This window comes from Chitinophaga sp. H8 (assembly GCF_040567655.1).
Lineage (GTDB): Bacteria > Bacteroidota > Bacteroidia > Chitinophagales > Chitinophagaceae > Chitinophaga > Chitinophaga defluvii.
On the sequence record NZ_JBEXAC010000002.1, the window covers coordinates 805832 to 829563 of the forward strand.

A 23732-nucleotide genomic window follows, 5' to 3' on the forward strand; every position below is an offset into this window, starting at 1 on the left:
ACACTGATCGCTGAATTTTTTATCCCTAATACAACCCTCAAACTATGAAAGTAATGTTTTGCTGCACAGCGCTGTTGCTGATGCTGTTTGCATGTCGGGAACAACCCACGCATAAACAAAAAGCAATTATGCAGGTGGATACTATGCAATTTTCAGCATCAGAAGATAGTATAATAGCAGTTCATCCTACTGAAATAGACACTACTATACAGGATAGTCTGGCTACCACCCAGAAGTAATAATTCAATACGGCGGCTACTTACTGTTCAATAGATATGTTATCGCCTTTTCCAGCACCTCATCCCTTTCCTGCTTTATGCCTTCCAGGGTTGGTTTGACATACATATCCACTCCTACGCCTTTTCGCTGGTGCTGGCGGCCGCTTGCCTCCAATATACCAATACTGGAAATTAATACCCCGCTTATTCCACCAGGCATTTCAAATGAAATAGCATTTCCATTTGCACCTGCAGTCTGGCTGCCGATAGTTACTACTCCTGGATACTGCTGAAACATTAAACACATCGATTCTGCCTGGCTTTGGGTTTCTTCATTACATAATATCACTATTTTCCCCTTGTAATGATCACGGTTTTCTGTATCTCCTATCTGAATTGGCAGATACTTAAACGTTCCTGGAAATGTCAGGTCAGGGATAGCAGCCAGATAGGCTGTAACTGCTCCGGAGAATAGCTTATTAGCCAGCAGTCCTGCAGTTTGTTGAGGATAAGCACGGCAATCAAATATAATGGCTGCTTTATGCCATTGCTGTTGCATGACGCTATCCACCTGTCCTTGTTCCAATGTACCAACATTGATATAACCAATATTAGTATCTGCACGTTGTACCTGTTGTGTTGCCTTCGTCACATTACTCATCCAATAGTCCGGATAAAATGTCCACCACTGCTCGTCGCTTATACATTTCATCTGTTCCGTCAAGACATGGATACCACGTCTGATTGTTACTGTTACAACACTATCTGTATAACAGGAGAGTCTTTCAGCCACCATTCTATTCAGCGATGCCTCGTTAGAATAAGCATAGTACCTGGCAAACAATTGCTTTTTTTGTACAACCGGCTCCTGGCCAATTTTCAGTATTACATCTCCCGGATATAATTTTATTGGAGGGTGGCTGCTGTCTGCAAATACCTTCTTTATTACAAATTCCTCTCCTACACTTCCTACCACAATGGGAAGCCGGTAGGTACCAAGAAATTTACTGATAAACACAGGTGTATTTAACATTACCTGGGCATGCGTATCCTGAACACGTGCATTACATTGCATGAATGCCATTTCATATTCCAATGGATGCTTCGCTGCCAAAAACATCGGAATAGCTGTAATCAATGCGTCATTCCAATCTTTATCCTGCAAATGCTTATAAGGGCTGAAATAATTATAAATATTCCAATAGCGGAATAATGCCAGCAAGCGGTGATTGGTATCCGGTAAAGTATCGCCATATGGCGCTTCATGGATGGTATAGAGCAATGCAGTAGCATCGTTATAATAAACATAAGGATTCCGGTGCTGGTTCCGGTTGGCCTTTATAAAATTAAGTCTGGTAATAAGTTGCTTCGTAAAACAGGGCGCCTGCATCCACTTAAAATCCAGGTTAAGCCGGGCACTGTCTGGCAACGCAGTTGCTGAAATACAGGTATCACATTTTTCCACCGGGCTTAATTCCTTTAACCAGTTTTCATAAAACTCATGTAACTCCAGGAGATTGTTTATCCTGTTTATAGTAATTAACTTGTGAATTAATACGCTGTCCCAGTCAAGGCGGGAAGTTGAAATAGCTGGATGATAGTATTTCAAAAAGCCCCATACCTGGCAGAGAGAGGCCAGCTTAGTGGATGCTGTCAGACGCTTTCCCTGACTCATTGTAATACCAGGCAATAAAAATAAATACAGAAAAAGCAGGAGGCGAAAAGAACGGCCTTTCATTTGCTGGTACTCGTTGAACTGATGAATGATAGTTTTCTAAAATAATAACCGGTGTCAAACTTTGAGCATTATGCCGAGAAGGAATCATCCCATCACTTCCCACTACTCAGCTACTTCAATTTCAATACTACTACCGCTTCAATTTCAGCATCGGTTTTTGTATCCCATACCTTAAAATGCCATTCACTTTCATCTCCTTTCAATCGTTCGTTCTCCAGGTTTATTGACATGCTTAATCTGCTCTGTGCATCTGCTGGAGTAATGCCCTCTTTCATCCTGGCAAAAAGATTTTTTGTTTTGTGTTTTAACTTACCATCTTTTCCGTAGATACTGATACGTGCCCCGGGGAATACTTTTCCATCCTTCACGGTAAATCCTTTTAAGCCTACGAAATCAATTCCTATCTGCCCGCCCAATTTCACCTCATTGTTTTGCACACGGCCTGCCGCAGAAGTAATAAAGGCAGCATCTGCTGTAAGTCCGGCAGCAATAATCTTCATACCCGGTGTTACATTTTTTGCTACTTCAAATGGCATGTCAGCCGTGATCTCCCCATCCTGTTTCTTATCCCAGATACGTATATGTATGCTATACTTCCCTCCTGCTACAATCTGCGGTGTGCCCGGAACAAAAGAAGCACTCAAGGTTTGCGCATCTATTGGAGATACCCCCTCTTTAGAAGTATGGGCTAACAGGTCTGTATTTGCAGATACTTCTTCCCCTTGCTCATTGGTTACTACCAGGCTTATGCCAGGATATACCCTCCCGCTTTCTTCTTTAAATCCTTTAACATCAAAAAACTGCAGACTTATTTTCTCACCCTGTTTTATAATGGCTTTTTGCAGGGGTTCATTATTCACAGATAATACATAGGTATTATAACTTAACCCGGTGTTGGCAATACTTAAATTGGTGCGCGGATCTTTTTTTACGCCTGTATTAAACTTGCAGCCCGACAAAATAAATATCCCCAGTATAAGCGAAAGCAGTTTCCTTTTCATGTAACGTATTATTTAAGCTGCTGATTGTGATCAATACCCCGATAACCTGCTGCTTTTATCTTCCTGTTTATTGAATACCGGTTTAAGCACCCTATAGCGTACTTAATAACCTTATCAAATTAAGAAAATTTATGCAGATCGCGGGATACAGGGAAATTTGCGCAATTAAGCATCCTTCCCCGGATCAAAAAGCATGGCAGTACATAAACAGTTTTTATGCCCTTTTGCCGTTAGTATAGGATAGTTTATGCAGCTTTTACAGCCCTCCCAGAAACGGGCATCCTGTGTAATCTCCCCATAAGTAACCGGTTCAAAACCCAACCGGGAATTTAACTTCATAACGGCCAGGCCGGTAGTAATGCCAAATATTTTTGCTGCAGGATACAACAAGCGGCTCAGCTCAAATATTTTTTGTTTGATAATAGCAGCTATGCCCAATCCCCGGAAGGAGGGTGCTACTATCAATCCACTATTTGATACAAACTTGCCCTGCCCCCAGGCTTCTATGTAAGAAAATCCTGCCCATATCCCTTGTTGGGTAAATGCAATGACGGCTTTACCCTGCAATATTTTTTCACGGATTGCGCCTGGGCTCCGCTTTGAAATCCCCGTGCCCCTTGCTTTGGCGGAAGCCTCCATTTCTGCTACAATAGGTAATGCAAACTCGGCATCCTCCGCAGTGGCGATGCGGACGACTATATCTGGCGATTCCATTCATATTCATTTAACGGGCCACCAACATTCAGTTGATGCTGTATATACAGATTGTAAAGAGATGCAGGTATCAGCGAATATATTGTAATGCGGGTTACCCGGTTTTTAATAGGGAATGCTGAAAGTGCTGGAAGGAAAATACGGGTAATGGCCCCTTTTACAATGCTATTCCCTCTTTCGTATAATTTACCTGCCAGCTCCAGGCATTTACCAACCGCACTATAATTATTATCGCGCAACTGGCAGCTTGTATAATCTGTAAAACAGGTCACTGTTTCATAAATATGAAACACTGCCGGAAATTGATGTAAAGCTCTCCTGAGTTCAGGTATCGTATCTTCTATAAATGCAGGTACTTCATATTGATTGATCATGTTCATGCTATTTAATTATGTTGCAGATATTTTATCAGCAGTTGTATAACTAAGGCGATACTAACTACCGTCACTAATGCATAATACATTCCCTTACTTCGGGAGGCATTTGTGTTTTGCTCTTTTTGCATAGTCATCTGGTTTCACCTGGTATGCCAAATCCTGTTCCATCTCCGGATTCCAAAGCCTTCAAATCCATGCAACACAATACCACAAAGCCTTTAAGTAATAAAGACATATATGCGCTACTGTTTGCCCCACTTCCTGTACCCTTCCGTTTTTGCATGGTGATTACAGAAATGGAGCAGGGACAAAAACCACATATAAAAAACTGCTCTGCATTTGCAGTAAAATGTATTAAATTCATACTTCCACTTGTCACTAAAATCCTTTTATGATATCTACTTCGCTGCTTCAGCCTTCAGCCTGGTATCATCAGATGCAAGCGGAAAAGCCCGTATATTTTGATGATCGCTATCAGCTTATTTTTGGCGCAGCAGGAGCCTGGCAGGTATTCCGCTATGCGGATGTCCAAAGAGTATTGCAGGATTTTACCTGTTTCTCAAACAACTACAAACCTGAAGACCCTAACAGCAACGTAGGCAGTAGCCTGAACCGTATAGATCCACCACTCCACCGGCAACTAAGAGCACTCGTTTCCAAAGCATTTGCTCCCAGTATTCTTTCCGGTCTGGAAACCTGGATGCATCATCAGTGTAAAACACTGCTGGAGCCCTGGCTCAATAACGGCGGGATAGATTTTGTTCATCATTTTGCCATGCCCTTATCTGTTCGTGTCATTGCCAGGCTATTAGGGGTGCCTGAACCGGATCATACATTGGTAGATGAATGGGCCAAAATAATCGTTAGCAATCCGGCAGAAACCGGTGGAATGGCAGATTACCGTCGGGTGCAACAGGAAATGGTCACCTTCTTTGGTGCCATGCTGGAAGAGAGAAAAAAACAGCCCCAACAGGATTTAATGACCCACCTGCTACATGCAGAAGTAGATGGAGAAAGACTGAGCACCAAAGATGTGATAGCTACCTGTAAAACTATCCTTCTGGCAGGATACGAAACCACGGTGGCCCTGCTGACCAATACGATGTACATCTTGGCAGCGGAACAACCTCAGTTACAAATACATTTGGCAAAGCATACAGCAGATATTCCTCTGGTGATTAATGAGGTGCTACGCTATCGTCCCAGCCTGCTGAGTATGTACCGTATAGCTACCTGTGATATAGAGCTGGGTGGACAGCAAATAAAAAAAGGAGATCTTGTAAATGCCTGGATTGCATCTGCCAACAGAGACCCTGCCGTTTTTCAGGATCCGGACGTCTTTGATTTCCGGCGCAACAACCTTACGCAAATCCTGTCATTCGGATATGGCATCCATTATTGCCTCGGAGCAGGCTTAAGTAAAATGGAAACAAGAATTGCATTCGAAACACTTTTTCAACTAGCAAAAGGCTTTAAAATAAAACCAGGTACCTCATTGTCATTGAATAGCAGCGTGATTGTTTCGAGTTTCAAAAACCTCCCTGTTATCTTTCATAAGTGTTAAGTTTTATCAGCACTATTAAAACCTATGTATCATGTCATTAAACACACAAACCTTACCGAGGTTGTACTATCCGTTCGAGGATCTTATCAGTCCCTATGCAGCACAGCTGGAAGCTGAAACTAAAAAATGGATTTACAATGACTATGCCTTTCTGCCGGAGGAGATCAAACAAAAGTATGACCACACCAATGCAGGCTACCTCATGGCGCGGTTTTATCCCCTGGCTACCTTTGAGCAACTAATTCCTCTTGCAAGGTTTTCTTTATGGGGCCTTACATTTGACGATTATTATGAACACCAGAACAGCCAGCAGATACGGCTACTGCGCAAACGGGTCATGGCTATTCTGCAGGGAGCTGCCCCTCTGCCGTCAGAAAACGACCTGTTCCCCCAGCTGGCTACCATGCGGGATGAACTCAGCAAACTGATGCCTCCCAACTGGATGGCCAGGTTTACTATCAGCATGGATAAATACATCGAAGGAATGGAGCTCGAAGCACCTTATAAGGCAACATTGCAATTTCCTTCGCTGCAGGAATATATGGCTATCCGTGAAAAATCAGTAGATGTATACCCGCTGATAGACTTTGTAGAACTGGTTACTACGCATGCATTGCCGGATGAGGTCGTACATCACCCCATCATGCAAAAAATAGCTGCGCTTACCTGCAGAATGATTGCCTGGTGTAATGATTACTTTTCTGTCCAAAAGGAACAAGGCAGAGACATTATGAATATTATTCTGGTAGCACAGCATGAATACAACCTGAGCCTGGAAGAGGCCTATGCGGCTGCCGTACATATTCATGAACAGGATCTGGAAGCTTATCTTCAGCTTACAGCTGCTTTACCCGATTTTGGCAATTATAATGAACAGGTACAACAATTCATTTACTATAATGGACTAATGATCCAGGGGCATAAAAGCTGGTATGAGATAGATACCCGCAGGTATGGTAAGGGAGGACATCCGGAGGCAGACCGGTTCAGATAATTTTTGTTTATAAAGCCCGCTGTTCGTCTATACTGCGGCTCAAAGCTTCGTGCAACAGTTTTAAACGGACCGGCTTTACAAGATAGGTATGTGCACCGGCTGTCAACATTTCATCCCGTGCTTCATTAAAAGGATCTCCGGAAGCTATAATCACTGGTATATGCTTGAGACGGGGATCCTTTTTTATCTCTTCTAATAATGCTTTACCACTCATATTACCAGGTAAACCATTGTCCAGTATTACTGCATCCGGCATGGCTGCATGAACCAGCTTCAACCCGTCTTCCCCGTTTTCTGCCAACAATGGTTGCTTAATGCCAATGCCTGCCAAAAAGGTCGTCAACATAAGCTGATTTTGCTTATCATCTTCTACAATCAGCACTTTAAGATGACTGCAATCATTTAATACGGCCTGCTCTTTATGTCCTGATGGCCCTTCAGCATCTCTTTTTACTAATGGAAATACTACCTCAAAAGTGCTCCCCTTACCTTCCTCACTGATAAGGGCAATATTTCCCCCTAATAAATACGTCAACCGCTTGGTAATAGGCAGCCCCAACCCTGTACCTCTGAAAAGTGGGTTATTTTCTGATACAAAGGGTTCAAAAATCAGGGGCCTCTTTTCAGCCGGAATACCTTCTCCCTGATCGCTCACCTGCAATTTCCAGGAAGTATCATCTGCAGATAGCTGTAAAATAATGCTGGTATGAGGGGCTGTAAATTTAATGGCATTCATCACCAGGTTATTGACAATCTGCGTCAGCTTTGTTTTGTCCGTTATCACCTCTGGCAACATGCTATTATCAATCTGCAGCACAATTTTTGCGTCCTTTACATTGGCCAGGTATTGGTGAATCCCTACAATATTGCTGATCCAGTTCCGTATCTGTAAGGTAGACATTTCCACCTCGTCCAGCTTTCCGGCCTCTATCTTCGACAACTCCATAATATTGTTAATCACCTGCACTACCTGATCACATGCCGCAAACTGATGCTCAATGATGCGTTTGTAATTAACAATTGGATCCTCTGGCCGGGCTTCCATTAATAACTGGCTGATTCCAAAGATGCTGTTCAGCGGATTGCGTATTTCATGGCTGCTTTCCCGGATAAAAATGCTTTTGGATAAATTAGCGTTTTGTAGCCTTTTGCGATACCTGTCACTATATTTTACATAATAGGTAATGACCATAATATTCAGGCATAGAACCCCTCCAATAGCAAGGCAATGGAATAAAAACTGGGAGTCCGGATTCACTGCAATAGGCTTCACAATACCGTAATATGCATTCGCCTCCAGCACAATAAGCGAAACAGAGCTAATGATGATACTGATCATCCGTAATAACCAGGATTTAAAAATCAGCATGGAAGCACTCACCAGAAACAAAATCACTAACTCCTGTTCTCCCATCATTCCCAGGGTAATTCCGAAGTAAACCACCGCAACATGGTGTGCCAATAAAAATCCTATAGCAGCTAACAGATGCTTTTTACGATAGTTTAAATAGATAATGCCGGAAAAATAAAGCCCCTCCAGCACAGCAGGTATCAATACTGATATAGCGCCGGAGAAAAGGAAAAACAAACAACCCACAGTAGTTGAAAGTACAGCTGTAGCAAGGCTTAAGGCATTCAATATATTTACACGTCTCCGGTCATCTTCTGCCAGCCCTTCAGTTCCCAATTTTATTACTGCATTTATCCAGTAAACGGGGTTCATCACAACTCGTTTAAATGCTATCATCGTTGGCACACAAATTATACATTATTATCAACAGAGATAATTATTCCCAGGGATCATCATATGTTAAATATTCAATAGGTAAGCCTGGGGAATGAATCGTCTAAGCTGAAGATAATGATAAATATAATCAATTAATACGTACGGAATTTCAATGGATAAGGTTTTGAAAATAAGGCATTCCACCTGTACGCAAGATAAAATGGTGACAATATTAAATACCTGTTATTAAAAGTGTTATGCCGGAAAAACCAGGAGCATTATATACAGGCACATCCGGATGGAGCTAAAAAGACGATACGATCCAGGGGTAAAGAAGCCAATGGATGAGCCGGGCTTTTATGCCCCGGTCTATACTATTATGGTTAAATGCAGAAACATTTCAGAAGTTGATAAGCCCTTAAGCTGCAGCTGCTTCAGCGGTATGTTTTGTATTTACACTACCTCCCTTTTTCTTCTTGCGGATCCTGTTAAGCCACATAATAACCCCCGTTACCGGAAAAGTAACGCCTAACAAACACGTAATGAAAGCAATTATTTTGGAAGGCATCCCAAAAACCGAACCGGTATGTATAGGCTTGAAAGAAGATCTTACCCGTTGCCCCAGGTTCCTTTCCCCAAAAGTCTGGGACCTGAGTACTGCTCCGCTATACTGATCCAGGTAATAACTGGTTGTAGCGGCTTCATGACCTGCATCGGCGGGGAGCAAGGTTACCATGAATGCGGCCGCGGTATCTTTTGGGGCCATCAGCGCATAATAAACGGCACCTGGTGCCTTACTTTGTACCTGCTGCAGGGCTGCATCATAAGTAATGGCCTGCTTTCCTGCTTCCACTACAGACTCCGGTGGCTTAGGCGCCTGCATAGGTGAGTTGGTAACAGTGTAAATCCCCTTGTTGAACCACTCAAATGACCAGGCCAATCCTGTAAACGAAAATATAAAGAGGAAAATAGCGGCGTAAAATCCAAGTACAATATGCAGGTCATGGTTCAGCCGTTTCCAGCCTCCATCCCATTTCAGTTTCAACCGCTGCATTAATATATTACGGGTTTTGGGCCACCACAGGATAATGCCGGTAAGAATAATAAACAGGAATATCAAGGTGCAAACCCCAACTACCATCTTGCCTATATCTCCGCCCAATAACCAGCGATGCAGTGAGAACATGGTAAAGTACCATGTTTTCTGATAGCTGTAAAATTCAATGATTTTACCCGTATAAGGATTTACATAGGCCTGTTTTCCGCCTCCGCGGCTCTCCTTCTTTCCTGCGCCACCCTTTTCTCCCCCTTTTTCCGGAGCAGCTGCCTGTGCTCCGCCTGCTTTCGCCTTGTCCTTATCTACTGTTTCTCCCTGTATTGCCTTGTTATCTTTCTTCGCTTCGGTTGCAGGGGCGTTATCTTTGCCTTTTGCCTCTCCGGAAGCGCCTTTACCACCTTTCTTCCCTTCTTCCATCGTTACCAACAGGGAACGGGAAGGATCTGCAAATACCTGAATACGGGAAACCTTTGCCCCTGGTACCTGCTCCTTTAAGGAAGCCACTACTTTATCCAGCGGCATGGCTGTACCCACCGGTGTAACATAGTACCGGTCGTGGTTAAACATCTCCTGCATCTCCTTTTCAAATACCAATACGGCACCTGTAAAACAGGTAATCATTAACACTAACCCTGATACTAAACTCAAATACAGGTGAATACGCCTAAAAAAAACTTTCATAAGTACTGTTTATCGCTCCCTTTTGCGGAACGCAAAGGACCTCTTTTTTCTCCCATTTCATTTACGAAAAAGGGAAAAGTTCTTACGCAAAGCGGAAAAACTTTTCCCTGATAGTTATATAAATACTTAAAAACAGAATCAACCAATCCTCTTTGTGGTATATTAAATACTACATTAACCCTCCCAGCATACCACCGGCTGCATTTTTCATCTCTGCTTCCCAGGCGCTTTCAGCTCCTTTCAAAGCGCGGTTCAATGCCGTAATCAACAGATCTTCCATTTCTTCTTTATGTTCCGGAGTACACAATTCAGGTGCAATGTCCACACTTTTCACCTCCCGGTTGCCGGTAACCGTCACTTTTACGCGACCTTCTCCCGCTTCTCCGTCGATAGTAATTTGTGACAACCGGACTTTACCTTCCTTCATTTTCTGTTGCGCTTCCTGCAACTTGCCAAATATATTCCCAAACATAATAGTGTGTTTTTTAGGCGGCAAAGATATAGGTTTATGCTAAACTGTCTGTTATCCTACCCCTATCCCCTACAATACCTGACAGACAAACCTAACAATTCCGTATCTTGACTGCCTATAATTTATATGACGGGATGATTGAAACTAAAGTTTGTATAATCGGTGCCGGCCCAGGTGGTGCCACTGCTGCACTCCAACTGGCCTATATGGGCATTCCCTGTGTAATCGTAGATAAAGCTGTTTTTCCGCGGGATAAAGTATGCGGAGATGGCCTGAGCGGCAAAGTCCTTACCGTACTTGAACGTATTGATAAAGGGATTGCAGAGAGATTACAAAAAGCTACTTTTAAAGCGGATAGCTGGGGAGTTTCTTTTATAGCTCCCAACCGGATGGGACTAAATGTTCCGTATAAACCCGATTATGAGAAAAACAAAGACGATCCCCGTGGGTTTGTATGCAAACGTATTGATTTTGATAACTTCCTCGTAGAAGAACTGAAGCGCTGCCCGCAGATTCAACTATTTGAAGGGGTAGGCATCAACAATTATGAGCTACAGGAAGACGGCTACCTCCTTTCAGATAACACCGGAGAATTTAAAATAAAAACTCAGCTGGTCATTGCGGCCAATGGGGCACATTCCGGTTTTACCAAAGAGGTGGCCAAAATACATATGGAACCGGAGCATTTTGTGGCGGGTATCAGAGCCTACTACAAAAATGTAAAAGACCTGCATCCGGATAATTTTATAGAGCTGCATTTTCTGAAAAATATGTTGCCGGGCTACATTTGGATCTTCCCCCTGCCTGGTGGAGAAGCCAATGTAGGAGTGGGCATGCTCAGCGAATCCGCCCGCGATAAAAAGGTAAACCTTAAAAAAATGATGCTGGAAACACTGCAAAGTGATCCTATCATGAAAGAAAGGTTTAAAGACGCCACCCTCAATGGCACAATAGACGGATATGGTCTTCCCCTGGGTAGCAAGAAAAGAAAGCTCCACGGCCCCCGGTATATGCTAGTGGGCGATGCTGCCTACCTGATTGATCCTTTTACGGGTGAAGGTATTGGTAATGCGCTGTACTCCGGCCGTATGGCTGCACAACAAGCAGCATTATCTATTGCTGCCAACGACTTTTCTGAAACTGCATTAGCTGCGTATGACGTGAATATATACCGGGTACTTGGGCCAGAGCTCCAGGTAAGTACCAAGCTACAGAAGCTGATTAAATACCCCTGGTTGTTTAACATGCTTATGAAAATGGGTAGCCGCAATAAGCAGCTGCAGGACCTCATGTCATGCATGTTTCATGAAGTAGATCTCCGTAAAAAACTAGGACAGCCTACGTTTTATCTCAAACTATTATTTAACAGATAGTATTAATTTACGCTTGCTTTCTATAGCACCCATAGCACGATACATACATCAAAAACTAACAGCCATTGAAACGGTATACTGCTATTTTCTTTTCATGCGTACTGATCGTCATCACTATGACTGGTAAGGCACAAGAAGCACACTATAAAAACAATACTGCCGGGCAATTGGAACTTACCCTTCCGGGCGCAGCCCATTTGGCAGAGCTACCACTCAAATGTATGCAGCAAGAGTTTCCCTATAAAACAGGGATTACTTTTTCGGATAGCTCCCTCGTCAAAAATCCAAGGGAATACCACCCTGCATTTTATGGTTGTTATGACTGGCATAGCAGCGTACATGGGCACTGGATGCTGGTTCGCCTGCTTAAGTCATTCCCCGGTATACCACAAGCGGCACTCATTCGCACCAAACTCAGCGAAAACCTCACGGCCGACAATATCCGGGTGGAGGAAAGGATTTATCTTAATAAAGAGAATAAAGGCTTTGAGCGTATTTATGGCTGGAGCTGGTTGCTGCAATTACAACGGGAGCTACTTACCTGGAAAGACCCGCTTGGCACTACGCTGAGCGAGCACGTTCAACCACTGGCCAGCAGGTTCTCTGCTGCCTATATTAGTTTTCTGGGCAAGCTCGTATATCCGATCCGGGTAGGCGAACATACCAACCTGGCATTTGGATTATCGCTGGCATGGGACTACGCCATTACAGCCAGAGATATCCCTCTGCAAAACGCCATCCGGGAGGCTGCCATGCGTTTTTATGCGGGAGACAAAAATTGTCCTGTTGCCTGGGAACCTGGTGGCTACGATTTTCTCTCTCCTTGCCTGGAAGAAGCCGACCTGATGTGGCGGGTAATGCCTCCAGCCCAATACCAGTCCTGGATCCAACAGTTTTTACCCGGATTGTTTACTGCTCATATTACCGGCTTTTCGATTGCGCAGGTAAAAGACCGCACAGATGGCAAGCTGGTACATCTGGATGGACTTAACCTAAGCCGTGCCTGGTGCCTCTATGGTATAGCCCGGCACGCCGGCAAAAACCAGGTAGCTATACGCCAACTGGCTAACCAACACCTGGAAGCGGCGCTGCCCCATGTGGCTAGTGGTGACTATGCGGGTGAACACTGGCTGGCCTCTTTTGCAGTATATGCACTGACCACAGAAATGAAATAGCTACCGATCCTAAAAAGAGATTGCAATAGCATACGCTTATACCTAAATTTGTTTGAACCTATAATTTTGACCGCTACATGCGCCCATACTCCCTTACCTATATATGCTGCCAGCTATTATTGCTGCTCGCCCTGCTGCCATTACGAGGCAATGCGCAGGGAAAGAACTTTAAAACCGGACCTGCTCCTGCCTGGCTGGCTCCATATACTCCCGACCTCAATAAAAAACCAAATGATAAAGATATCAGTGATGGTTATTTCCTACTGCTATATGAAGAACAACAGCAGGCTGAACTGAAAAGCAGCTATCACCATACCATCCGGCAAATAGTATCAGAAGCGGGAATCCAAAATGGCTCAGAGATCTCTGTGGACTATGATCCTTCCTACCAGCAACTCGTTTTCCACCAGGTAATCGTTCGCCGAAATGGTAAAATCATTAATAAACTAAATCCTGCAAGGTTTGAGTTTTTACAACAGGAGCAAGACCTTTCCCGGTTTATCTATAGTGGTACCTTTACTGCCTATCTGATCCTGGAAGATGTGAGAAAAGACGATCAGATCGAATATGCATTTTCACTTACCGGCCGCAATCCCATCTTTGAAGATAAATACTTCAATAATTTCTATTTCGTTACTTACCAGCCTATTGTTAATTATTATAAAAACCTGATTGCCGGCCCGCACCGTAACATTCATTTCAAAACATTTAATGGTGCCCGGATGCCCGAACAAAAAGCCCTGAACGGATTAAACCTATATGAATGGAATATTAAAGACCTGGAAGAAATGGAAGAGGAAGACTCGCAAACCCCTTCCTGGTACAATAACTATCCCTATGTACAGGCCAGTGAATATACCGGATGGAAAGAGATCGCCGACTGGGCAAGGCAAATAAACAAACATACACCTCCCGGCAATGGTATTAAAACGAAAGTAGCAGCACTGAAAAAAGAAGCGGGCAACGATAAGGAAATATACCTGCAAAATGCGGTGCGGTTTGTGCAGGATGATATCCGCTATATGGGTATCGAAATGGGAGAAAATTCCCATCGTCCTAATAGTCCGGAGAAAATACTAAGCCAGCGCTTTGGTGACTGTAAGGATAAATCACTCCTGTTATGTACCCTGCTCCAGGCCGATAGCATCAATGCCAGCATGGCTTACGTCAATACTTACAGCAAAAGAAAGGTGGCCGAAAAACTGCCCAGTCCTTATGCTTTTAACCATGCTATCGTATATGTTACCTTAAATGGTAAGCATTACTGGATAGATCCTACGGTGTCGTATCAACGGGGAGGCCTGAAAAATTTCAGCCAGCCGGCCTACCAGCTGGCACTCGTCATTACCGATACCACTACTACCCTTACCCCGGCCAATCCTGTATCCACCGGCAGTATCAAAATACTGGAAAGATTAGACTTTCCACGCAGGTTCGATTATCCCGCTACCCTGGCTGTAACTAGCACCTATACCGGGAAATTTGCAGACAATACCCGTTATGACTTTGCTACTTCCAGCGGAAAAGACAAAGAAGCGGCTTTTCAGAAGTACTATAAAAGTATTTATGGAGAAGTAACCACTACCGATGCTATTACCTTACAGGATTCTACCAATAGCAATAAAATAGTGGTGCTGGAAAACTACGAGATCAGTAATCCCTGGAAAAGAGATAGTATCAACAAAGGCACCTTTACAGCTAAAGCTGTTGCCCAGGCACTGGTAAGTGAAATTGCTTTTATCACAGATACTAAGCGAAAATCACCCATATTGCTCAAATACCCGGAAGACCTGGATTATACCATTGAGGTTATACTGCCATCCGACTGGGCCAACTCATCAGATGCACTCCACATTAAAAATGAATACTACCAGTTTGACTATACCCAACGGGTGGCAGGACGTAGTTTATTCATGCACTATCAGTACAAAACATTCAACGATCATATACCGGTAGATTTTATCCCGCAATATGTAAAAGATGTAACGGCTATTGACCAGCTAACTGCCCAGCAATTTAGCTGGACACAGGAAGGCACAAGTACTCCTGTAGCGAGCAATAAAGGTATTAACTGGCTCGTGGTAGCCATGGCTTTGCTATTTACGGCCTTCTTTACTTACCTGGCTTGGAAATATTACCAACGTTCCGTGCTCCCGGTAAAATATCCGGTAAATAGTATCCCAATTGGTGGTTGGCTCATCCTCCTTGCTATCGGGGTAACCTTTACCCCTTTTACGATGATGAAAGACTTGCTGGACACGGAAACGTTTTCCAACAGCCTCTGGGAACAGCTGGCTAACCGCAAAGACCTGGGCAACATCTCTGTGCTCCAGCTTTTTCTTGTTGCGGAAATAATAGCCAACACCTTTTTGATCGTATATTCCATACTACTGGTCGTGCTCTTTTACAACCGGAGGGATATCTTCCCCTTTAGTCTGGCAACTTTTTGTTTTGCTGTGCTGGTGATCAACGTAGCAGATGTACACCTCACAGCTCATCTGTTCAAAACGCCACTTAGTCCAAACCTGCCCTACTTTATTATACGACAGCTGGTATATATGCTGGTGTGGGTACCTTATCTGTTAAAATCAGACCGGGCTAAGTCTACGTTCACGATTCCGCATCACTCTCAGCAGGAAGAGGAGCATAAACAGCTATATTAATTATTTACGGGTGGAAAATTATATGGCATCCATCCTGGCAGAGTAGCTACTGCGGAGGCAGCTTCTTTACTGATGGGGATGCCCCATTTCTCAAAGAAAGGTACCAGGTTTCTGCCGGTAATCCTGGAAAACTGCTGCGCCCACAGATCACGTTTTTTCTCGTCTGTGCTGGCATAACGTCCATCAGGAAACTGTGCTGCCAGCTGCTGGTATTCCCGGAAAAATGTTTTAAAGGATTCCCATCCAAATGCTTCCTGCAACTGGCGGAACATAATCAATCCCAAAAAGGGATCTTCTTTCCAAGTATCATAATTGGCGCCGGCAGAAAAATAGTTTTGCATTTTCTGCTGCGTAACTTCATTGGAGATTCCGGTATGCGCATTATCTCGTCCACCCAGCAACCTGTCAAACATATACAGGGAAAAGAAATTACAGCTTACTTCTGTGGTGCCTCCAAAAACCCAATCCAGGTTCTGCATGTTGTGACCTATTTCATGGAAGAAACCCCAATTGGCACCACCTTTACTCGGCACAAGCAGCTTTTCCGGATTAGCAATCACATCAGCCGAAACCATCCCAACAGAAGGAGAATGGTGGATCATCACCGGATAACCACTGTGCATAAATCCGCCGCCGATATGCTCATCAATCACCATCCGCTGCGGACGGTAAAAGGGTTGTGGTATTTGCGCCAGCTCCATCTCTCCTCCAATGATCGTATGCCACATCTTCATTACCCTGGCTGGTTGTTTAAGCTGCTGTAATATGCTATCGGGCAGGGTGAGTATAACGTTGTCTGTTACCAGCTCTCCCCAGGGGGCCTTATTATCTTTCAATTGCGCAGCCCATTCCTCATCTGTGGTTTTCCCTGCTTCATAGTATAAAGACGGCACTCCGCCATCTATTATAATTTCACCATCCCAGGAAGCAGATTTAGGCGAAGCAGTAATGTAAATCAATCCGCCAAATGGAGAAGCTACCTTAGTGGTTGTTTGCCTTAACCTGCTCTCCTTTACGATCAGTGGCATACGCCGCCAATCTTCTTGGGCTGCCATCCACACACCCAGATTATCCGAATGAGCCCCTATCTGTACATTAATTTTCTTGTCGGCTAATGCTGCCGGAATAGTGATCTCAATGCATTTGCCCGGGGGAGCATACAAACCGGTACTATAAACATTATCTGACCAGGAACCGGAATACCCTAGCCGGGATACTATTGGCACCAGGGCTTCCCGGATCTGCTGATGCTGGATATGCACTGCTTTGCGGATATACCTGGCGTCCGGTTTTACATTGCCCGGAAAAAAGTCGGCCGAAGGATGCGCGGTGATCATTTTACAGTCACCTGCTTGCTGCCAGCGCTCACTCCATTTCAGGATACTGGCACGTTGGGCTTTTTCCGTAACCCGTAAAGGATGTTGTGGGTTGATAATAATCGTTGCTGCAGTTTGCTTTTCCTGCGCCCCGGCTATCATAGCGGGCAACAGCAACGCAAGGGTTAATCGGGCGTAATTATACATAACAAAGGAATGAGTCAGGTTGATAAAAGGTAAGGTAGGGGCTGACCAAAAAGGTTCGCGAAGGCGCTGAGAATTGCATAAACGCGCTTTTGTCTCCATCACCTACCCGAGAGGAGGTACCCTTTTTAGTCAGCCCCAAAGCAGATCAAATAGTTTCAGAATCGAATATAACTACCTTCTCCCACAGATGCTGGCAGTTCTTAACAAATGCTTTATGCACAGGATGTTCCTGGTAAATATCATGTCCTGCTTTGTCTTTAAATACAGTGAGCTCACAATAACTGTAGCTTCTGTCAATTACCGGACGATCTGTATCTGCCGGTTTGCCCAGATTAAATACAATCAGGCTCTCTATAGTGCCCAGTGAGTTTACACCATCCTCAAATAGTTTGATATCTTCGGCAGACAAGCCGGGCTTCAGGTAAAAATTAACGACGTGTACAAATTTTTTGTCAGTGGCCTGGTACATATACTTTTATTTTGCGAATGGTAAGTTAATAGTTTAGCCGTGAAAAGTGAAATTTAGCCCTGTTGCATCACATACTTCCGGACGTTATAAACATTGACCACATATACCAGTAATAAAATAAGCAGGGCACCGGCAAATGTACCTATTCCCGGCAGGAAGGATACCTGCATCTGGTGTGCAGCTAACGCAGTGGCAGCCCACCATTGCAATACCGTTACCAACACCAGGGAGATAATCCCTATTACAATATATAAGGGAATAAATTGTCTTAATAAATACCGCTTTAGCTGGTCCGGCGCGGTGCCTAAGGTAACGAGTAGCTGTATTTCCCGCTTGCAGGAAGCTATCACCAACTGTATAAACATACTGAATACCAACAGGGCAAACAACAACAGTATCAACCCGAAAAATCCTACTACAGAAACGATCGTTTGTACAATCAGTTTTGTTTTGCTGTATTTGATCTTATCCTGATTGGTGGTATATCCATGATCATCCAGGAACTTTACCAGGGCGGGGTTGGCGGGGTCCTTGGTTTTAATGATCACCCGGGAAGGAGAGGCCGCTACGCCACTGCCAAACTTTTCATTGGCCCATTGCATAAACGTTTCCGGAACAAGGAAGGAGGAAATACGATCCGAAAAACCTACGATCCTGCCGGTAAATTCCTGTGTCATCAACCCCTTTGAGATAGTGATCTTCATCGGCAATGCCTTTACCGTTTCCTGCGATAGCTGTGGTAAGTCCTGACTCAATGCAAAACCAAAATTATACAGGTTTAAGAAGTCGTTAGGCAGGATAATAGGAATAATACCATCTCCAACACTCCACTTCCAGTCGTCATTTTTTATATCAATGAACTCATTGGATACAGACTCAAAAAACATATCGGTATAGAAATGCAGATCACCGGGAGCAGCAGCGGTTACTTTAAACTGGTTGGAGGTAATAAATCCAAATGCCTGTACAAAGTCCTGCTGTTTAATGGCCGCGATCTCTTCCGGAGTAAACATGCTTTTATCCGTTTGCCCCATCATCGCATTGGTAATCTTTTTATTGAGCACCAGGAAGTCCGCACTTTCATTCTGATTTTGCTGGCTATGTAACAGCTGGTCAAAATTGGTATGGGTTTGTATCGCAATCAGGATGAGGAGCATCGCAATGCCCAGGCCTACGGATGCCATCAGGAACCGGCTTTTGCCCACACCTGTTTGTATAATCTTTTTAAGTAGCTGAAAAAAAGGTTTCATGGGTAACACGTTAAAGTTGATAATGCGCATCATAATCAAAATGATGGTCATTATCCAGGTCTGTTAAAATAAAGCCGGCATTCCTCGCCTTGCATTCAGCTGCTATGAGTGCTGCTGCCCGTTGCGTATTATCCTCATCCAGATGGCTGAAAGGCTCATCCATGAACAACCATTCAAAAGGCTGTACCAGTGCACGGATGATAGCAATACGCTGCCGTTCTCCATACGAAAGGGTTTTACCGCTTTGCTGCAGGATATGGGTTACATTCAGCTGAGCAGCCATCTTCTGCACCTTTTCAGCACTGCAAAAAGGAGTGCTGTTCATGACCCTTTTCAGTTCAATATTTTCCAGTGCGGTGAGCTGTTCAAACAGGCGCAGGTCCTGGAAAATCACACTTACCTGCTGCTGGCGGATCTGTGCAATGCTGTTCTTATTATAATCCGTCCATGGCTTACCGTCTATCAGTACAGATCCTGTATAATCATAGCGTATATGATAGAGGTAATGCACCAGCGTGGTTTTGCCGGTACCGGAAGGTGCCTTGATCTTTATAAAACTGCCCGGCGTAAATGTTACATGCTTATTCCAAATGCCGGAATCCCGTTGCAATAGCTTATCGCGTAAAGGAACAGGTACCAGTTGTTGTAGCTCAATTTGCATATACTGGCATTTTCATGAAAGGGTTAAATATAAATAAAAAAGCTGTTCCGGCAGGTACCGGAACAGCTTCCTTAACGTTATTATGCAATTAGCTTAGTGCGCATCTACTGTAGTAGCTGCAGCAGAATCAACTACTGTAGCTTCCCCTGCTTCCTTCGCTTCTTTTTCCTTAAAGTATTTAGCCGCTTCAGTACCCAGGTTGATCAACTGTACCAGACTGTTTTCAGTTTGGTTCTTAAAGTTGATCACCACCTCTGATTCCTGTGTTTTACCATTAAAGGTATGGGCTACAGCTGTCAGGTCTTTCAACAGGCTTTTAGCTTTCAGCATTAATGGTTTACCATCTTCAGGCACTTCATTTTCAGGAATGCTGGTAGCCAGTTTTTCAAAGTTCACATATGCACCCAGTGCATTGCCTTTGATCTTGCTTTCTATGCCGTTTTCCAGCTTGATTTTGCCGGTACCTGCCATATATTGCACCAGTAAAGCAGTGTCAGAAGCTGCTGTTACAAACTTGTCGGTGATAGACAGTGCCGGCATACCAGGAAACTGCTGGGCCATTTTGTATTCGTTACCTTCTTTTACAAACATCTCTTTCAGCATAGGAGAAGTGATCACTTTTTCAAATGCTGCCTTGTCGCCTACTTTCAGGCTGAATACCCATTTAGAAGTAGGTTTGGTAACAGAATCTTCCGGGAAATATTCATTCGGTACCTTGCTGATGGCAAAATCAGAAGCTACATATACCAGTTCTCCTTTAAATGCGTTCAGTACGTCATCCAGGGTCAGACCGGATTTAGCCATCGCCATATTAGCCAGGCCATCCATACCGGTAGCTTTCACAATATCCCCGATCATACGGAAATCAAAACCATAAGCCAGAAAGCCGGTCACGTTTTCTGAAGGGTATTTGGTCAGCATGCTGAGGTCCAGTTCTGCCTTATCGTACTTTTTATAGATATCAGCCATTTGTTTGCCTACATAAGACAAGCCGTTCATCTGTACTTTACCGTTTTCGAAGTTCAGGGTACCGGCATAATAACAACCTTCCATCAGTTTCTTTACATTGGCAGGCACCATAGCGGTCAGCTGGCCACTGTAGATAGCTTCCGGATTAACAAACATGGTCATGTCTGTACCCTTTTTCATCACATCTGTAAAAGCATCCAGTGACCCTGCACTTTCTTCTTTTTTCAGGTGAAACAGATAATCCAGTTCAGCTGCCCAGGTTTTTTCAGTAGCATCATCTGCTACAGCTACTACGGCAGCAGGTGCTGCAACAGCACTATCCACTGCAGGTTCTTCTTCTGCGGGGGGGGCTTCCTCCTCATTATAATCATCTGAATCCGGTACGCCCAGAGGATTATGCCTGCTCACGTTGTTGGCATCAAAAGGACGCAGGTAAATCACAGTTCCTTTATTCCAACCAACGATAGCTCCTTCTTTAGCTTCCCAGATATACTTAAAATCGCCCTGTGTTTTCAGGGAAAAATTAGGTACGTTCTGTTTCAGATAAGCCTCAAATTTAGACTCATCTTTTAAACTACCGGTAATACTTACATAAGATTTGGCACCATTACCAGCAGTTTCTTTTGCGCTGTTGCTGTTAAATACAAAAGCAGCAAAGAAGTTATTGGTCAGGTCCACACCAGAATTCTCCGCATCCTTCCAGGCTTTCATCGCTGCATTGGCAGTATCAGCCGGAGATTGCAAAGTAGTAAACAGCTTATCCATGGTAATACCATTGGTAATCAGCTTCTGGCTTAGTTGTTTGGCATTCAGGCCAACCACTACTCCTGCGGTTTTAGGAATATGCTTTGTTTGTTCGGGTTGTTTCGAACAGGCAGTCAGCATCACCGCTGCCGTTACAGCGGTTAACAAAACTTTGGAAATTGTTCTTTTCATAAATCGATCAAAAATTAGAATTTGAAATCAGTTGCGAAAATACCATCTTTTTTTGTAATACATTAAACTAATGGCTCACCGGCAGTTATTTAACATATACGGTCTTATAACCGGAACCAGCTGCAACCATACCGCAGCATCCTTCCTTTATATCATACCGCAAAACCAATGATATTATATATTGTTATTTACCAGCACTTTACTACCATCGTGGTATTCTTTATAAAAGAAATTACTTATACTTTTGTAAGCTATATAAGCATGTTATCAAACTGTACCTATACCTTTTAATTACTGCGGTATACAATAAATCTTATGCTGATATAGTTTTATACCTTTGTATTATACTATTTCTGTCAACACTACCTATGAGCAACACATTTTTAACTACTGAAAAACCATTATGTTCCTGATTCTCTTACAATACATTCGCCCTGTTGCGGCTATAGAGCACTATATGGAGGAGCACCGTGCTTTCCTCGAAAAATATTATAAATGTGGTAAGTTCATCTTTTCCGGACGCAGAAAACCCAAATCCGGTTCACTCATCCTTTGTAAGGCTTCCAGCAGAAAAGAAGTTGAGGAAATCATGGCAGAAGATCCGCTGGATAAATACCATCTCACCCTCTTTGAGATCATTGAATTTGAGCCTACCTCCTATGTACATGAGCTGGAACACTACTTTTCCTGATCCTGCCGGTGTTCTTTTCTATCAGTCTTCCTTATTCGCATATCTTACCTGCAGTGGTAACTGACAAGGTTATATGATTTATATATCCTGCTTATTACTCCGGTTGGGTAGTATCCGCCTCCGCGATCCTTTTAAGATTACGCAGTCCTTCATCAAAATCTTTCTCCAGGGCACCTTCCATAAATAACCCCATCACATTCATCGGGCGGGAATAGGCAGCGTCAAACCCCCAGGTAACATGCGTATTGCCACCTGCTTCTTCCAGTTTAAAAAACACAGCGGCTTCTGATTGCCAGGGCTTTACAAAGGTAAGCCGTTGCCGTATACTGGTATACGGCTCCAATGCCAGGTGTTCGAGCTTTCCTTCTCCTATCTTCTCTCCCTTCCAGGAATTAACCGCCCCAACAGTGCCATCCTCCCCGCTGGTCGTATATTGCGCAGCAGGATCAGCCTTTCGCCAGGTATTCCACTCATTAAATTTCTCGAATTTTACAATATGCTCCCATACAACGGGGGCCGGAGCTTTAATGGCTACAGTACGCTCTACATGCATCGTTACTGGTGCTACCAATATCAGGACCACAAATAATACCAGAAGTATACCTATGATCCAGGCCAGTATTTTCAGCATTTTCATACCATTCTTGGGGTTTGTTCATACTAAATTTAAACTATTTCCAGTATTTCCCCCTTATGACATTGTGCTTATTCCTAAAATCCGTGCAGGTACATTGGCATAATGACTCAGAAATTGGTTGATGCTATACAGTACGATTTCACAACCTGCTTCGGCGCAGGTTATCCGGGTTACCATTGAAAGCCGTAAACCGACCTATTGTTTCTCCTTGTCTTTATAGTTTTTTTCAGCATCCTGTGCCTTGTCAAAATCCAGGATCACAGAATTAATGCAGTAACGTAACCCTGTAGGTGGGGGTCCGTCATCAAATACATGTCCCAGGTGTGCTTTGCAACGGCCACACATCACTTCTGTACGGTGCATGCCATGTGCATTGTCCGGTGCATAGATCACACTGGTTTTGGTAATAGGCTGAAAAAAACTGGGCCAGCCACAGCTGCTTTCAAACTTGGCATCCGAAACAAACAAAGGATTACCGCAAGCCGCACAATAATAAGTGCCTTTCTCTTTACTATTCCAGTATTTCCCGGTAAAAGCCCATTCCGTTCCTTTTTCACGGGCTATGTTGTATACCTCCTTAGGTAAAATACGCTTCCACTCTTCCTCCGATAAGTTTACCTTCCCCGTGTCCGTTCGGGAGTAACCTTCACGCTGCTTTTTTTCTTCTTCCATTGGCTTATTTTTAACGCCGTTCTGAGAATATGAACAATTACTGCTCAAAACGATAAAACTCAAAATTATCAGATTCCGCACCCTCATATCAAAAAATATTTGTCGTTAACCTCTCATTAACAATATTGTCATTCCATAACCTTATATTCCCCACTATAAAAATACGAATCC

At 43.7% G+C, this 23732-nt stretch carries 21 protein-coding genes; 7 read left to right on the forward strand and 14 right to left on the reverse strand.

Features of this window, described 5'->3' with window-relative positions:
* The first annotated feature begins 44 nt into the window (after window positions 1-44).
* Complete coding sequence (locus ABR189_RS17115; RefSeq protein ID WP_354661678.1) at window positions 45-239, forward strand: hypothetical protein; 195 nt, start codon at window positions 45-47, stop codon at window positions 237-239.
* 16 nt (window positions 240-255) lie between these two features.
* Here the strand turns inward: ABR189_RS17115 and ABR189_RS17120 are convergent, their stop codons facing one another.
* The 4 genes from ABR189_RS17120 to ABR189_RS17135 all read right to left on the reverse strand — a co-directional run bounded on the left by ABR189_RS17120 (window position 256) and on the right by ABR189_RS17135 (window position 4045).
* Window positions 256-1893 carry a S41 family peptidase gene (locus ABR189_RS17120; RefSeq protein ID WP_354661679.1) on the reverse strand — a complete coding sequence of 546 codons (1638 nt, stop codon included), beginning with the start codon at window positions 1891-1893 and terminating at the stop codon, window positions 256-258.
* Between the two features lie 173 nt (window positions 1894-2066).
* A complete protein-coding gene (locus ABR189_RS17125) occupies window positions 2067-2957 on the reverse strand; it encodes a hypothetical protein (RefSeq protein WP_354661680.1) in 891 nt (296 codons plus the stop codon).
* Between the two features lie 165 nt (window positions 2958-3122).
* Entirely contained in the window at window positions 3123-3671 is a 549-nt protein-coding gene (locus ABR189_RS17130) for an N-acetyltransferase (protein WP_354661681.1), read from the reverse strand.
* Window positions 3653-4045, reverse strand: a complete 393-nt coding sequence (locus tag ABR189_RS17135; protein ID WP_354661682.1) for a DUF7674 family protein — start codon at window positions 4043-4045, stop codon at window positions 3653-3655. The genes ABR189_RS17130 and ABR189_RS17135 overlap by 19 nt, the downstream gene beginning before the upstream one ends.
* A 394-nt stretch (window positions 4046-4439) precedes the next feature.
* Here ABR189_RS17135 and ABR189_RS17140 point away from each other — a divergent pair, with 394 nt between their 5' ends.
* Window positions 4440-5612: a cytochrome P450 gene (locus ABR189_RS17140; RefSeq protein ID WP_354661683.1), complete on the forward strand. Its 1173-nt coding sequence runs from the start codon at window positions 4440-4442 to the stop codon at window positions 5610-5612.
* A gap of 31 nt (window positions 5613-5643) precedes the next feature.
* Window positions 5644-6606, forward strand: a complete 963-nt coding sequence (locus ABR189_RS17145) for a terpene synthase family protein (RefSeq protein ID WP_354661685.1) — start codon at window positions 5644-5646, stop codon at window positions 6604-6606.
* Window positions 6607-6613: 7 nt separating this feature from the next.
* Here the strand turns inward: ABR189_RS17145 and ABR189_RS17150 are convergent, their stop codons facing one another.
* From ABR189_RS17150 to ABR189_RS17160, 3 genes are all read right to left on the reverse strand, one after another.
* The gene (locus ABR189_RS17150; RefSeq protein ID WP_354661686.1) at window positions 6614-8329 is read right to left on the reverse strand and encodes an ATP-binding response regulator; all 1716 of its coding nucleotides are present in this window, start codon (window positions 8327-8329) and stop codon (window positions 6614-6616) included.
* A 421-nt stretch (window positions 8330-8750) separates the two neighbouring features.
* Window positions 8751-10070, reverse strand: coding sequence for a PepSY-associated TM helix domain-containing protein (locus ABR189_RS17155; protein WP_354661687.1), 1320 nt, complete (start codon window positions 10068-10070; stop codon window positions 8751-8753).
* Between the two features lie 169 nt (window positions 10071-10239).
* Complete coding sequence (locus ABR189_RS17160) at window positions 10240-10542, reverse strand: YbaB/EbfC family nucleoid-associated protein (RefSeq protein WP_354661688.1); 303 nt, start codon at window positions 10540-10542, stop codon at window positions 10240-10242.
* Between the two features lie 134 nt (window positions 10543-10676).
* Here ABR189_RS17160 and ABR189_RS17165 point away from each other — a divergent pair, with 134 nt between their 5' ends.
* The 3 genes from ABR189_RS17165 (at window position 10677) to ABR189_RS17175 (ending at window position 15753) form a co-directional block, all read left to right on the forward strand.
* Window positions 10677-11915, forward strand: coding sequence for an NAD(P)/FAD-dependent oxidoreductase (locus ABR189_RS17165; RefSeq protein ID WP_354661689.1), 1239 nt, complete (start codon window positions 10677-10679; stop codon window positions 11913-11915).
* A gap of 65 nt (window positions 11916-11980) precedes the next feature.
* Window positions 11981-13090 carry a DUF2891 domain-containing protein gene (locus ABR189_RS17170; RefSeq protein ID WP_354661690.1) on the forward strand — a complete coding sequence of 370 codons (1110 nt, stop codon included), beginning with the start codon at window positions 11981-11983 and terminating at the stop codon, window positions 13088-13090.
* Window positions 13091-13167: 77 nt separating this feature from the next.
* Window positions 13168-15753, forward strand: coding sequence for a DUF3857 domain-containing protein (locus tag ABR189_RS17175; protein ID WP_354661691.1), 2586 nt, complete (start codon window positions 13168-13170; stop codon window positions 15751-15753).
* Here the strand turns inward: ABR189_RS17175 and ABR189_RS17180 are convergent.
* The 5 genes from ABR189_RS17180 to ABR189_RS17200 all read right to left on the reverse strand — a co-directional run bounded on the left by ABR189_RS17180 (window position 15750) and on the right by ABR189_RS17200 (window position 21561).
* The gene (locus tag ABR189_RS17180; RefSeq protein WP_354661692.1) at window positions 15750-17276 is read right to left on the reverse strand and encodes a M60 family metallopeptidase; all 1527 of its coding nucleotides are present in this window, start codon (window positions 17274-17276) and stop codon (window positions 15750-15752) included. The two genes, ABR189_RS17175 and ABR189_RS17180, sit on opposite strands and share 4 nt — an antisense overlap.
* Window positions 17277-17421: 145 nt before the next feature.
* Window positions 17422-17745: a Dabb family protein gene (locus ABR189_RS17185; protein WP_354661693.1), complete on the reverse strand. Its 324-nt coding sequence runs from the start codon at window positions 17743-17745 to the stop codon at window positions 17422-17424.
* A 53-nt stretch (window positions 17746-17798) separates the two neighbouring features.
* A complete protein-coding gene (locus tag ABR189_RS17190; RefSeq protein ID WP_354661694.1) occupies window positions 17799-18995 on the reverse strand; it encodes an FtsX-like permease family protein in 1197 nt (398 codons plus the stop codon).
* 10 nt (window positions 18996-19005) lie between these two features.
* Window positions 19006-19656, reverse strand: a complete 651-nt coding sequence (locus ABR189_RS17195) for an ATP-binding cassette domain-containing protein (protein ID WP_354661695.1) — start codon at window positions 19654-19656, stop codon at window positions 19006-19008.
* Between the two features lie 93 nt (window positions 19657-19749).
* Window positions 19750-21561, reverse strand: a complete 1812-nt coding sequence (locus tag ABR189_RS17200) for a DUF4836 family protein (protein ID WP_354661696.1) — start codon at window positions 21559-21561, stop codon at window positions 19750-19752.
* Window positions 21562-21964: 403 nt separating this feature from the next.
* On the opposite strand from ABR189_RS17200, the gene ABR189_RS17205 reads away from it, so the two are divergent.
* Complete coding sequence (locus tag ABR189_RS17205; RefSeq protein WP_354661697.1) at window positions 21965-22252, forward strand: YciI family protein; 288 nt, start codon at window positions 21965-21967, stop codon at window positions 22250-22252.
* Between the two features lie 94 nt (window positions 22253-22346).
* Here ABR189_RS17205 and ABR189_RS17210 read toward each other — a convergent pair whose 3' ends face one another.
* Both ABR189_RS17210 and msrB read right to left on the reverse strand, forming a co-directional pair.
* A complete protein-coding gene (locus ABR189_RS17210; protein WP_354661698.1) occupies window positions 22347-22889 on the reverse strand; it encodes an SRPBCC family protein in 543 nt (180 codons plus the stop codon).
* Window positions 22890-23084: 195 nt separating this feature from the next.
* Window positions 23085-23561, reverse strand: a complete 477-nt coding sequence (gene msrB, locus ABR189_RS17215) for a peptide-methionine (R)-S-oxide reductase MsrB (RefSeq protein WP_354661699.1) — start codon at window positions 23559-23561, stop codon at window positions 23085-23087.
* Window positions 23562-23732: the final 171 nt, after the last annotated feature.